Source organism: Pseudomonas sp. Sample_21 (genome assembly GCF_004307525.1).
GTDB lineage: Bacteria > Pseudomonadota > Gammaproteobacteria > Pseudomonadales > Pseudomonadaceae > Aquipseudomonas > Aquipseudomonas atacamensis.
On the sequence record NZ_RCNZ01000079.1, the window covers coordinates 1 to 13,386 of the forward strand.

General features: G+C 60.5%; 11 protein-coding genes. 4 read left to right on the plus strand and 7 right to left on the minus strand.

From position 1 onward, the window contains the following. The 6 genes from D8U71_RS13855 to D8U71_RS13880 form a co-directional block, all read right to left on the minus strand. A partial coding sequence (locus D8U71_RS13855) for a fumarate reductase/succinate dehydrogenase flavoprotein subunit (RefSeq protein WP_130887972.1) occupies nt 1-1,037 on the minus strand: 1,037 nt, incomplete at its 3' end. Further along, entirely contained in the window at nt 1,034-1,786 is a 753-nt protein-coding gene (locus D8U71_RS13860) for a GntR family transcriptional regulator (protein WP_130887973.1), read from the minus strand. The genes D8U71_RS13860 and D8U71_RS13855, both read right to left, overlap by 4 nt. A 214-nt stretch (nt 1,787-2,000) precedes the next feature. Further along, entirely contained in the window at nt 2,001-2,966 is a 966-nt protein-coding gene (locus tag D8U71_RS13865) for a Gfo/Idh/MocA family oxidoreductase (protein ID WP_130887974.1), read from the minus strand. A gap of 9 nt (nt 2,967-2,975) precedes the next feature. Next, nucleotides 2,976-3,863 carry a Dyp-type peroxidase gene (locus D8U71_RS13870; protein ID WP_125927448.1) on the minus strand — a complete coding sequence of 296 codons (888 nt, stop codon included), beginning with the start codon at nt 3,861-3,863 and terminating at the stop codon, nt 2,976-2,978. Between the two features lie 74 nt (nt 3,864-3,937). Next, nucleotides 3,938-4,675, minus strand: coding sequence for a DUF72 domain-containing protein (locus D8U71_RS13875; RefSeq protein WP_177434907.1), 738 nt, complete (start codon nt 4,673-4,675; stop codon nt 3,938-3,940). Between the two features lie 10 nt (nt 4,676-4,685). Beyond that, nucleotides 4,686-6,473 carry a thiamine pyrophosphate-requiring protein gene (locus D8U71_RS13880; protein ID WP_024012702.1) on the minus strand — a complete coding sequence of 596 codons (1,788 nt, stop codon included), beginning with the start codon at nt 6,471-6,473 and terminating at the stop codon, nt 4,686-4,688. A gap of 181 nt (nt 6,474-6,654) precedes the next feature. On the opposite strand from D8U71_RS13880, the gene D8U71_RS13885 reads away from it, so the two are divergent. From D8U71_RS13885 to D8U71_RS13900, 4 genes are all read left to right on the plus strand, one after another. Further along, nucleotides 6,655-7,158 carry a cupin gene (locus tag D8U71_RS13885; protein WP_130887975.1) on the plus strand — a complete coding sequence of 168 codons (504 nt, stop codon included), beginning with the start codon at nt 6,655-6,657 and terminating at the stop codon, nt 7,156-7,158. Nucleotides 7,159-7,391: 233 nt separating this feature from the next. Continuing rightward, nucleotides 7,392-8,231, plus strand: coding sequence for a glutathione-dependent disulfide-bond oxidoreductase (gene yghU / locus D8U71_RS13890; RefSeq protein WP_130887976.1), 840 nt, complete (start codon nt 7,392-7,394; stop codon nt 8,229-8,231). Between the two features lie 269 nt (nt 8,232-8,500). Further along, nucleotides 8,501-10,669: a TonB-dependent siderophore receptor gene (locus tag D8U71_RS13895; protein ID WP_130887977.1), complete on the plus strand. Its 2,169-nt coding sequence runs from the start codon at nt 8,501-8,503 to the stop codon at nt 10,667-10,669. A 127-nt stretch (nt 10,670-10,796) separates the two neighbouring features. Next, complete coding sequence (locus D8U71_RS13900; protein ID WP_130887978.1) at nt 10,797-11,990, plus strand: GAF domain-containing sensor histidine kinase; 1,194 nt, start codon at nt 10,797-10,799, stop codon at nt 11,988-11,990. An 8-nt stretch (nt 11,991-11,998) separates the two neighbouring features. Here the strand turns inward: D8U71_RS13900 and D8U71_RS13905 are convergent, their stop codons facing one another. After that, nucleotides 11,999-12,931 carry an AraC family transcriptional regulator gene (locus D8U71_RS13905; RefSeq protein ID WP_130887979.1) on the minus strand — a complete coding sequence of 311 codons (933 nt, stop codon included), beginning with the start codon at nt 12,929-12,931 and terminating at the stop codon, nt 11,999-12,001. Nucleotides 12,932-13,386 lie beyond the last annotated feature (455 nt).

Here is a 13,386-nt window from a genome sequence, read left to right on the forward strand (position 1 = left end):
GAAATGTGCATTTCGACCATCTGCGTGCGGTAGTCGGTGCCGCGATTGGCGTGGAACTGGCCACGGCTCGGGCGCTCGTTGCTGTGCAGGATTTCCTCGATGTTCTGGATGGTTTCCTCGGCCAGGTGATCGAGTTTAAGGAACACCGGGCCGTTGCCGCTTTCCAGTTCCTGGTGAAATTCCCACATCATCTGCCCGCTCCAGTAGTCGCACTCGATGAAGCGTTCGCCCTTGTTGTTGGCGGTGTAGCCACCCAGCGGGCCGGTGACGTACGCGCAAGCCGGGCCGTTGTAATCCTTGATCAACGGGTTGATCTGGAAGCACTCGAGATTGGCCAATTCGGCGCCGGCGTGATAGGCCATCGCGTAGCCGTCGCCGGCATTGGTCGGGTTTTCGTAGGTGCCCATCAGATAGCCCGACGACGGCAGGCCGAGGCGCCCGGCCGCGCCGCAGGCGAGAATCACCGCTTTGGCCTTGATCACATGGAAGTCGGCGGTGCGGCAATCGAAGCCCATCACACCGTTGACCGCGCCCTCCTCGTCGGTCAGCAACCGCGTGCAGACCAGGCGATTGGTGATGCTTACCCGCGCGCGTTTCAACTGCCGATACAGGACTTTCTTGATGTCGTGCCCTTCCGGCATCGGCAGCACATAGGCGCCCATGTGGTGGACCTTTTTTACCGCGTAGTCACCGGTCTCGTCTTTCTCGAACTTCACGCCCCAGCGGTCGAGTTGTTCGATGGTTTCAAAACTGTGCGTCGCATAGGCGTAGACCGCCGCCTGATTGACGATGCCGTCATTGGCGATGGTGATTTCCTTGGTGTACTGCTCCGGTGTCGAGTGGCCGGGAATGATCGCGTTGTTCAGGCCATCCATGCCCATGCTGATCGCGCCGCTGCGCTTGACGTTGGCCTTGTCGACCAGCAAAACGCGCAAATCGCGGTTCTTCTCCTTGGCCTTGATCGCCGCCATTGGCCCGGCCGTACCGCCGCCAATCACGACGATGTCGTATTCCTGTTCTAGAACTTTGCGGGTCATGCCTGCTCCCCTTTTTGCCGGTCGATCCGCAGGCGGTACTGGAACGCATCGCCACGGTAATAAAGGTGTTCAAAGTCCAGCGGCTGGCCTTGGGCATCGTGGGTCAAGCGCTCGATGCGCATGATCGGCGAGCCCGCTTCGACGTTGAGCGCCTGGGTCAGGTCGCTGTCAGCCAGCACTGCGTCGATGGCCAGATCGGCGTGGCCGAGGGCGATGCCGCAGTCGTTTTCGAGGATCAGAAAGATGTCGCGGGTGACCAGATCCGCCTTCTCCAGCCTTTCGCCTACCGTTTTAGGCAGGTAGGTGATTTCCAGCGAGATAGGCTCGCGGTTGATCAGGCGCACGCGTTTGATCTGCGCGACGATCTCACCTTCGGCCACCTGCAGACGCTCGGCGACACGCTTGTCGGCCGGAATGAATTTGAAACTGCGCAGGCGGTTGATCACCTCGTAGCCGCGCCCGGTCATCGACTCGGCGAGGCCTTGCAGGCTGCTGACGTTCTGAAAGGTTTTCGGTTTGGCGACGAAGGTGCCCTTGCCATGGATCTTGAAGATCAGGCCTTCCTTTTGCAGATCACCGAGTGCCTGGCGCACGGTGATGCGGCTGACTTTGAACAGCGCACCGAGTTCGCTTTCGGAAGGCATCTGACTGTCTTGCGGGTATTCACCGTCGAGAATCCGCGCACGGAGCACGTCGCGCAGTTGGGTGTGCAGCGGAACGCTACTGAGGGAGAGAACGTTATCGGTCATCGCGGGATCACTTGTTATAACGAGTTATGACGTGATCTTAGAGAGGTTATGACGAGGTTGAGAAATATTGTTTGGGCATAACCTTAGATGCGCGTTGCGCCGGAAGACCTGTGGGAGCGAGCCTGCTCGCGAAAGCATTCTGTCAGTCAATACCTCCGTGACTGACACACCGCTTTCGCGAGCAGGCTCGCTCCCACAGGGGATCGTGAGCTATTCAGCGTTTGAGGATCTCGTCCATTACCCAATCGGTCTTGACGGCTTGCTCGGCCACGGCGGGATGCTGTGAATCACCCCGAATATGCGCATTCATCCCCAGCACGTGATGCCACTGAATATGCTCGTGATGAGCGATCTCCAGGCTGATCTGCTCATCGGCATCCAGCTGCACCGGATGCTCGTCAAACACCGAAAACCCGATGCGCCCTTTGCTGCCGATGATCTCGACCCGATCCTCGCGCCGGTCCGCAACAAAGTTCCAGCAGCCCATGCCCAGCGCTCCGGAAGCGAACCGCCACGTGGCGCTGACCGCATCTTCCGCCGCGTACAGACCCGCCTGACGCGCGGTGAAACCGGCGACCTCAACGATGTCGCCAAGCAGATACTGAAACAGGTCCAAGCCATGGCTGGCCAGGTCGGCAAAATAGCCGCCGCCAGCCACCGCAGGGTCGGTGCGCCAATTATCGCGACCCTCAAGATCAGCCGGCGACGGCGCTTTGGTCAGCGTCCAGCTCAGATGGCGGACATCGCCGATGCGCCCCTCCTCCAGCCATTGCCGCACCTGAGCGAAGCGCGGCAGCGAGCGGCGGTAATAGGAGACGAACAAGTGCAGACCGGCAACAGCAAACGCTTGCTGCATCTCGCGGCTTTGCCCGGCGTTGAGTGCCATGGGCTTTTCCACGCAGCAATGCTTGCCGGCGGCGGCGACTTTCAGGCTGTAGGCATGGTGGCTGTCGGGCGGCGTGGCGATGTACACCGCGTCCACCTCGGGATCGTTGATCAGCGCATCGACATCGGTGTAGACGCGACTAATGCCGTGGCGCGCAGCGTAGTCGGTCACCGCTTCGAGGCGACGACCCATCACCGCAATCAGTGCCGAACCGGGCGCCTTGTAAAAGGCCGGTCCGCTCTTGCGTTCAGCGACACTGCCGCAACCGATCATGCCCCAGTGCACCACGTTCATAGGCAGTCCTCAGCCGATGCGCAACGCGCGCAGATCAAGGCGTCCGTCCTTGAGCGGCGGGCACCAGTAGTAGCCGCCGGTGATTGGCCGGCTGATCTGGTACAAGCCATCGGCAATACCGTCCTCCAGGCCGCTCATGCGCCGCAGCTGTGCCTCGAAGGCATCCAGCGAAAAGCCGAAGGCGAGGAACATCAAACCGGCACGATCGCCTTCAATCCACGGCATCGAGCGGCGCACGACGAAGGCTTCCGGGGCGAAGCTCTCCTGCGCGGTGCGTTTGACGTGGGCGGAGATTGGCGCGTCGTCGATTTCTTCGTTATCGCTCAAGCGCCGTCCCATGATGTCGTCCTTGGCGCCGGCAGACAGGCGATGAAAACCCTTGAGGTCGTGCTGCCACTGCTGGATCGCGGCGAAGCTGCCACCGACCAGTCCGTCTGCGCCGGAGCTCAGCAGCGCGGCGGCGACAGCGGCGTCATCGTGGGGGTTTTCCGTGCCGTCTTCGTAACCGGTGAGGTCGTGGCCGTCCATGTGGCGGAAGGCTTCCTGCATCTCGACCAGACGCAAGGCCGGGGCCAGCGCGGCTTCGATAGCGTTGCAGCGGTTGAGCAGTTCACCACGGTCGATACCGTGCAACCAGATCCACAGGGCATGCTGGGTCGACGGGTTGTTCACGCCAACGCCGGTCAGCGCGGGGAAGCTGCGCAGGCCAGCGATTTCGACATTCAGCGCCTTGGTCAACGACTCACCAAAACCAACCACCGCCGACTTGCCATCCACCAGCATCAGCAGGCTGTCGATCGCTTGTGGCAAGGCTTCAACCGACGCCAGGGCGAAAAACAGATGACGTGCTTGCGCAGGAACAGGGGTAGCGAGAATGCCCGGCTGGTAGTAACTCATGTGAACTCCTTGAAAAAGTGCGCGGAGTTTACCTGTAGCCGGATCGTTTGTGTGGGTGGCGAGAGCGTCGTCGTTCAGCGTTCACCGCCTTCGATCAACGCCCTAAAAGCCAGCGCATCGGCCGTGGCGGCGCCGCTGGCGGTGTTGTCGAAGATGCACCAGATGTCTCTGCCGTCGGCCTTCGCGCGCCGCAGGTTCTGAGCAAGCTGGTGCAGATAGGCCGCTTCATAAGCGCTGTGATAAATCCGTGGCGAGCCGTGCAGGCGCCAATACTGCAGGCCTTGCCAGCCACCCGGCGCGGTGTCGCTGCTGATCCGCGAGGGATCGACCACCGCCTGGGCAATCTGCAGCTCCACCAGCATTGCCTCAGCCTCAGTCCACGATTCGTGTCGCGGCTCCAGCACTACACTGCCCGTGAACCGTTCGCGCAGGGCATGAAAAAACGCCTCGGCCACCGGCGCATCGAAGGCAAGTTTCGGTGGCAGTTGCACCAGCAGGCAACCGAGTCGATCTCCCAAGCCCTGGCACTGTCCGAGAAACTCATCGAGCGCGGCCGCGCTGTCCGCCAGCCGCTGTTCATGGGTGATGAGCTTCGGCACTTTCACGGCGAAGCGAAAGTCCGGCGCTACCGAGTCGGCCCAGCGCTCGTAGGTCTGACGCCGATGCGGGCGATAGAACGAGCTGTTGATTTCCACACAGTTGAAGCGCGCGGCGTAGCGTTGCAGGTGCGTGCCTTCGTTGGGGAATGCCGGCCAGTGCTCGCGAGCGAGACTCCAGCCGGCGCAACCGATGTAGATGGTCGACTCGTTCAAGCGCACACCGTCATTTCTTCCCGGGCAACACGGCGCCCAACACCTGCTTGGCGGTCTGCACGATCACCCCGGCTTCGTCCGGATCGCCCTTGAGCAGGGTCGTGGCGAATTTCTTCGCTTGCTCAAGCTTGATGTGCGGTGGCAGCGGCGGCACGTTCGGGTCGGTCTTGAACTCGATCAGCACCGGCACTTCCGAGGCGAGTGCCTGTTCCCACGCAGCGGCGACCTCTTCTTCACGATCAACGAAAATGCCCTTGAGGCCGATGGAAATCGCGAACAGGTGATACGGCACATCGGGAATACTTTGCGACGCTTCGAATTTGGGATCACCCTCCATTACCCGCTGCTCCCAGGTGACCTGATTGAGGTCTTCGTTGTTGAACACCGCGCAGATCCATTTCGGGCTTTGCCATTGCCGCCAGTATTTGGCGACAGTGATCAGCTCGGCCATGTTGTTCATCTGCATCGCGCCGTCGCCGACCAAGGCAATGACCGGGCGTTCCGGGAAGGCAAATTTCGCTGCGATCGCATAGGGCACCGCCGCGCCCATTGAGGCCAGGCCACCGGACAGTGAGCATTTCATGCCTCGGCGGATTTTCAGGTCACGGGCGAACCAGTTGGCGCAAGAGCCAGAGTCGCTGGTGATAATCGCCTGCTCGGGCAAACGCGGCGACAACTCGTAGACCACCCGTTGCGGATTGACTGGATCGGCTTTGGCCATGGCGCGTTTTTCCAGGGTTTTCTCCCAGCTGCTGCGCCAGCCTTCGATCTTCTTGCGCCACTTGTTCGAGGTTTTCTGTTCCAGCAAGGGCAGCAATGCGGCAAGGGTTTCCGCTGAATCACCGACCAGATTGACCTCCATCGGATAACGCAGGCTGAGCATGTCCGGCTGCAAGTCGATCTGCACGCCGCGCGCCTGGCCTTCCTTGGGCAGAAACTCGGAATACGGGAAGCCCGAACCGATCATCAGCAAGGTGTCGCACTCGCTCATCAGCTTGTAGCTGGGCTCGGTGCCGAGCAGGCCGATGCTGCCGGTGACCCACTGCAAGTCATCGGGGAGTGCCGCTTTGCCCAGCAAGGCTTTAGCGACACCGGCACCGAGTTTTTCTGCCACGGCGATGACCAGGTCGGTCGCCTCCAGCGCACCGGCACCGACCAGAATCGCGACTTTCTCGCCGCTGTTCAGCACCTCGGCGGCGCGTTGCAGATCGGCGGCATAAGGAACGACTTTCGGCTTGCTGTAGCCGACGCCGGAATGCGCGGTGCCATGGGCGCGCGCCGGTTGTTCGTAAGGCAGATCCTGCAAGTCATTGGGCAGAATCAACGCGGTGACGCGGCGCTCGCCGACCGCAGTGCGCACCGCGCGATCAAGCAGATGGCGCACTTGCGATGGTGCCGAAGCCTGCTGCACAAACGCACCGGCGACATCCTTGAACATCGACACCAGATCCAGTTCCTGCTGGTAGTGACTGCCCAGCGCCGTGCGCGCCTGCTGACCAACGATGGCCAGCACCGGCATGTGGTCCATGCGCGCATCGTAGAGGCCGGTGATCAGGTGCGAAGCGCCGGGGCCGGAAGTAGCGATGCACACGCCCAGCTCGCCGGTGAACTTGGCGTGGGCCGAGGCCATGAACGCAGCCATTTCCTCGTGCCGTGCCTGAACGAATTCGATCTTGCCTTTGGCCCGGCTCATGGCGCCGAACACGCCATTGATGCCATCCCCCGGATAACCAAAAATTCGCGTGACGCCCCATTCGCTGAGCCGCTCAACCAGAAAATCACCTACTGTCATCGTCATCTTGACCCTCGCCATTTACCGCTGCATGGACATGTAAGGGTCTGGACAGCCCGCTGCGCGATGAAGTTTCGCTGGATTTTCCGGGCATCAACTTCGGCGCCGTGTTTGCGCGGCAATGATTTTTTGAGGCGATTGCCCTGCGCTGCGGTCGACTGATAAATCGAGCGAAGGAGGATTGGCCATGACTGAAGTACAAACCCTGCTGCTTCAACGCAATGACTGGGTGCCGAACAATCCGCGTCTGCCAGTGCTGATCTACCGCCGTGCGGTGGCCGTCGAGGGCAACGATCCGGCAGCACGCTTCGAGCAGACGTTCGGCGCCAATGGCTGGCCGGCGCAATGGCGCTACGGCATTTATGACTATCACCACTACCACACTGAAGGCCACGAAGTGCTTGGCGTGGCGGCCGGGCAGGCGCGGTTGATGTTGGGCGGGCCTGATGGGCAAGTCGTCGACGTCTGCGCTGGGGATGTGTTGTTGCTGCCGGCCGGGACCGGGCACTGCAATCTGGGATCAAGTGATGATTTTCTGGTGGTGGGTGCTTATCCGCCGGGGCAGCAGGCGGACATTTGCCGGGCCGCGCCGAGTGATGCGCAGTTGGCGCGGATCGAGGGGCTGGCGTTTCCTGAGACAGATCCGGTGCAGGGACTCGGGGGTGCGGTTGGGCAGTATTGGAGCCGTTAGGCGCGGCGCCCCCTGCCGGCGCTTTCGCGAGCAGGCTCGCTCCCACGGGAGAGTTGTGCCTGACTCCGAACCTGTGGGAGCTGGCTTGCCAGCGATTGCGGTGGGTCAGCCAATATTGATGCTGGATGTGCCGCCGTCATCGCTGGCAAGCCAGCTCCCACAAGGTAGTGTTCTCAATCCTTTCGAGATACGGTGTCTACCTGTTCTCTCCCAGCATCGACGAGGTCCGTTTCATGAGCAATGCGTCTTACGTTCCGCCCAAGGTCTGGAAACACGAAGCCCCTTCCGGCGGCCATTTCGCCAGCATCAACCGGCCGATCGCCGGGCCGACCCACGATAAGGAACTGCCGGTCGGCAAGCATCCGCTGCAACTGTATTCGCTGGCCACGCCCAACGGTGTCAAAGTCACCATCATGCTCGAAGAGTTGCTCGCACTCGGCCACAGCGAGGCTGAATACGACGCGTGGCTGATCCGCATTGGCGAGGGCGATCAGTTCTCCAGCGGCTTTGTAGAGGTCAACCCGAACTCGAAAATCCCGGCGCTGCTGGATCGCAGCGTCGAGCCGCCGATCCGGGTGTTCGAGTCCGGCTCGATCCTGCTGTATCTCGCGGAAAAGTTCGGCGCCTTGCTGCCCAAGGATCCGGCTGGTCGCACCGAAACCCTCAACTGGCTGTTCTGGCAAATGGGCTCGGCGCCGTACCTGGGCGGCGGCTTTGGGCACTTCTACGCGTATGCGCCGGAGAAGCTCGAATATCCGATCAACCGCTTCACCATGGAAGCCAAACGGCAGCTGGATGTGCTCAACCGCCGTCTCGCCGACAATGCCTATCTCGCCGGCAACGATTACACCATCGCCGACATCGCCGTGTGGCCCTGGTACGGGCAACTGGTGCGCAACAACGTTTACTCGGCGGCGGAATTTCTCGCCGCGCATGAGTACACCCATGTGCAGCGCTGGGCCGAAGCAATCGCCAAGCGGCCAGCGGTCATGCGTGGGCAGCGAGTGAATCGCACCTGGGGTGATGAAGACAGTCAGGTGCCGGAGCGGCATGGGGCGAAGGATCTGGACTGATTTCAAAAAAACCGCATGACCCTGTGGGAGCGAGCCTGCTCGCGAAAGCGGATATCAGACAACGAATCTGTTGAATGACCCACCGCCTTCGCGAGCAGGCTCGCTCCCACATTTGCGTCCGAAGGCCATCGAATCCAATTGTGAAAAAATCATTAACTAACTGACTCGTACGGGTTTATTCCCCCGGAAACTTCCGACATACTAATGCGAATAATTCTTACATGCACTCGCATTAGTTTCGTTTGGGTAAATCTTGGGGAAGCAGATAGATGTCGTTTCACACCATTCACCGCCGCTCGAACCTTTCACCTAACCTCCTCGCAATCGCCATCGGCATGGCCAGCATCGCTCCTGCGTTGGCTGAAGAAACCGCAGCCACAGCGCCCGCCAATGGCCCGCTGGAACTGCAAGCGACCGAAATCGGCGCTACGCAGATGAGCAGCACCACCGAAGACACGCAGTCCTACACCACCGGCCCGATGCAGACCGCGACCAAGCTGTCGCTGACCATGCGCGAAACGCCGCAGGCGGTGACGGTGATCACTCGCCAGCGCATGGACGACCAGAACATGACCAGCGTCAACGACGTGGTGCGCGGCACGCCGGGGCTGTTCCTCAGCGAGGCCAGCGGCCCGGGCCGGCAGACTTACAAGGCGCGCGGTTTCGACATCGACAACATCATGTACGACGGCCTGCCCAGCTCGTATTCGCCGTTCACTTTGGCCGTGCAACCGAACCTGGCGATGTTCGACCGGGTGGAAATCGTCCGTGGCGCGACCGGCCTGGTCACCGGTGCCGGCAACCCGTCGGCGGCGATCAACATGGTGCGCAAACGCCCGACCGCCGATCAGCGCGTGACCCTCACCGGCGCCGCCGGCAGCTGGGATGACTACCGTGGTGAAGTCGACGCCTCCAGCCCGCTGAACGACAGCGGCACCCTGCGTGGCCGGGTGGTGACGTCGTATCAGGGCGCCGATAGTTTTCGCGACAAGGAAGAAAACGATCACGGCCTGTTCTACGCCATCGGTGAAGCCGACCTGAGCGACAGCACCACGGCGACCCTCGGTTTCTCCCGGCAGAACGATCAGACCAATTATTTCTGGGGCGGCCTGCCGATCGGCGAAGACGGCCACCACCTTGATCTGCCCCGCTCCACTTACCCGGGCACCGACTGGGAAAACCGCAAGCTGCAAGTCGACACCGTATTCGGTGAAGTCGAACACCGTTTCGACAACGACTGGAAACTGCATGTTGGCGGTTCCACTTCGACAACCGAAGGCGAATTCTCCGGCACGTACCTGTCGCGTTACGACGGCCCGCTGGAAACCACCGCCTACCAATCGCACCACACCGACAAGCAACGCGCCTTCGATGGTTTCGCCAGCGGCCCGTTCGAAGCGTTCGGCCGTACCCACGAACTGGTAGTCGGCGCCAGCAATCGGGTGTACGACGCCACCACCAAGGAATACTCGCCCTACGACACCGGCCTGCCGATCGCCGCGCCAAAACCTGACTTCGTGCGTAGCGGCAAATCGCGCAACGTCACCACTCAGGACGCGGTTTACCTGACCACGCGCTTGAGCCTGGCCGACCCGCTGACGTTGATCCTCGGCAGTCGTCTGGACTGGTATGACTACGACGATCGCAGCGCCGACGGCGACTTAAAAGTCACCCGCAACCTGACCCGTTACGCCGGCCTGATCTACAAACTCGATGACCATCACTCGGTCTACGCCAGCTACACCGACATCTTCACCCCGCAAACCCAGAAGGACCTCGGCGGCAAAGTGCTTGAGCCGATCGTCGGTGAAAACTACGAAGTCGGTATCAAGGGCGAATATTTCGACGGCGCGCTGAACGGCAGCGTGGCGGTGTTCCAGATGGACCAGACCAACCGCGCCACCCAGGCGGCGACCCAGCTCGGCTGCCCGGAACTGACCTGCTACGAAACCTCTGGCAAGGTTCGCGCCCAAGGCGTGGACATGGAACTGCAAGGTGCGCTGACCGAGCAATGGCAAGTCGGCGCCGGCTACACCTACACCCGCGCCCACTACATCAAGGACGAAAACCCGGCCAACAATAACCAGAAATTCGATACCGACATGCCCGAGCACCTGTTCAAGGTCTCCACCGTGTATCGTTTCAAAGGCCCGCTGGAAAAACTGCGCGTGGGCGGCAACGTCTACTGGCAGAGCCGCATGTACAACGACATCGCTCTGGCCAACGGCGGCAGCTATCGCCTCGAACAGGGCGGCTACGCGGTCACCGACCTGATGGCCGGTTACGAGGTCAACAAGCACCTCGACCTGCAGGTCAACGCCAACAACATCTTTGACCGCAAGTACTATTCCTCCATCGGCACCGACGTGACCTGGGGCTCGACCGATAACTACGGCACCCCGCGCAGCTACATGATGACCGCCAAGTACAAGTTCTGAGGCGATAGCGCTCAGCAAGCACCACACAGGGCGCCGGGAGTTTTCCCGGCGCCCTTTTTTGCAGGTTCATTAGGCATGTCCAACGTTTACCGATAGTCTCTTGCGACACTTTCGCGAAGCGCCTGCCATGCCCCAGACAGATTTCTCCTCCGACCTCCAGGCCATCGGCAGCATTGACGCTGTGCCGGTGATCCTGAGCATGGTCAAGCACATGACCGGCATGCGCTTCGCCGCCGTAGCGCGGGTCACCGAGAGCAAGTGGATCGCCTGCGCCGTGGATGATTCGATTGACTTCGGCCTGTTGCCCGGCGGCGAACTGGTGCTGGAATCGACGATTTGTCATGAGATCCGTCAGCACCATCAGCCGGTGATCTTCGGCCATGCCAGCCAGCACCCGCTGTTCTCCACGCATCACACGCCGAAAACCTATGGTCTGGAAAGCTACATTTCCATTCCGATCATCAAGGCCGATGGCGAGTTCTTCGGCACGCTGTGCGCCATTGATTCGGTGCCGGCAAATCTTGATGACTCGGCCATCGAAAAGACCCTCACCCTCTTCGCCCAACTGATTGCGATGAGCCTGGATACCCAAGGCCATTTGCACGCGACCAAAACCGCGCTGGCCGATGCCAACGAAATGGGCCGTCTGCGCGAGCAGTTCATCGCCGTACTGGGCCATGACTTGCGCACGCCACTCAGTGCCATCCGCATGAGTGCCGATCTGCTGGACAGCAAAGTCGAGGACAAGCGCTCGCGCACGCTGCTGTCGGCGATTCGCACCAGCTCGGTGCGCATGGGCGTGCTGATCGAAAACATCCTCGACTTCGCCCGGGGTCGGCTCGGCAGTGGCATCCCGGTGCAGCGCAAACTGGTCGATGACTTGCAGCAAACGCTGCGCCAGACCCTGGAAGAAATCCAGGTGGCGTACCCGCAGGCGAATTTTATTGATTCGCTTGAGGTGCCGACCGGGGTCTATTGCGACCCGCTGCGGATCAGCCAGTTGTTGTCGAATCTGCTGGGCAACGCGGTGACCCACGGTTCTACGGCCGAACCGATCGTGCTCAAAGCCTTTGCCGAGGGCGACGAAATCGTTATTTCGTTGACCAATCAGGGCACGCCAATCCCGCCTGCGCTGATGCCGCTGCTGTTCGAACCGTTTTCCCGTTCCGAAGCAGGCCAGCGTCATGAAGGGTTGGGACTGGGCTTGTACATCGCCGGGCAGATAGCCAATGCGCACAACGGCACCTTGAGCGTGACGTCCGACCGTGAAACGGGCACCTGTTTTGTCGCGCGCTTCCCTGCCCGCTTCAAGTGGGTCTGAGCGCCGCTCTAAGTATTCAGTGGCGTCTGCGGCGTGTCCGGGTTGAGCTGGCGGCGGCGGAACTGCCCCGGTGGCTGGCCATGAATCTGGCGAAACCGCCGGGAGAAATAGGCCTCATCGGCGAACCCGCACAACCGCGCCACTTCGCCCACCGAGCGCGTGCTGTTGAGGAGGAAGTTGCGCGCGGCGTGCATGCGCCGCTCCAGCACCAGCTCGGTGAAGGTCTTGCCGATCTCTTTGCGCAGCCAGTGCGTCAGGTAGGTCGGTGACAGATAGGTCGCAGCGGCGACTTTGATCAGGTTGAGATCAGGATCGGCGATGTTCTTCCGCAAGTATTCGAACATGCGGCTCAAAGCGTCGCGACGACTGTTCTCGGCGGCATTCTCTTCTGCCAAGCGCTTGAGCGGCTCGGCATAGAGAAAACACACGCTGCCGATCATCTGCAGCAACAAGCCCTTGAGCATTTCCCGCGTGCCGAACTGACGGTTCTCATCGAGTGCGCGCATCTGTTCGATCAGGCCGCAGACCTGAGCGAAATCCTCATCGTTCAAAATGAAATCCAGATGTTCCTGAAAGCGGAACGGCGATAGCTCAGGCGCGAGCAGGATCGACACCTCTTCCAGATCCATCGGGTCGCATTGCAGATGCGGCAAGAGAAACGTCTGGGAAAAATTGATGACGATGAAATTACTGTCTGCGGGATGCGGAATCACATGCACGCGGTGCGGCAGGATGAACGCCAGGGTGTTGCGCGGGAATGGCCGCTGCACGCTGCCGATGTGCTGCACGGTGTCGCCACCGAGGTTGATCTGGATCTGGAAGTACTCGTGCCGGTGAGGCGCGGTTTCGGCGCGCCGCCCCTTTTTGTCGCGAATGTAGAAATCGGTCAATTCGCTGCGTTGCTGCATGACGTAGGTCGGGATACGGCTGGGTGAAGACATGGGCAGAAGGTCCTCCGGGCAGTGAGGTGACGCCTGTCATCTTGCAGGGTTGGGAGGTAGGCGGCAATGAGTCATACGATGACGTTGGCTTTTTTGAATGAAGCCTCCCCATGTGCCTGTCCAAAAACCGCATTACTATAAAAATACAAATAGTCGATATTTTTCAGCCAGTTGAGATCTAAACCTGATCTTTATTCTCAAGACAAATCGTATTTATCTTTTTGGACACGTTCGCCAAACCCACTTTTTTCAAGAAAAAACGTTCTAACCCATCGGTTGATTTAGAACCGTTGTACGACCACTGTAATGACCAACGCAGCCCAACCTCTTTCAAAAACAATCAAAGGTGCGCACGTCATGATCCTGCTATTTCCCCTCGCCGCCCCGCCCGACCTCCCCTTGAAAATCAATCGCACAAAGACGTTCCTGAACGTCTGAACGCCGCGCTGCAGCCC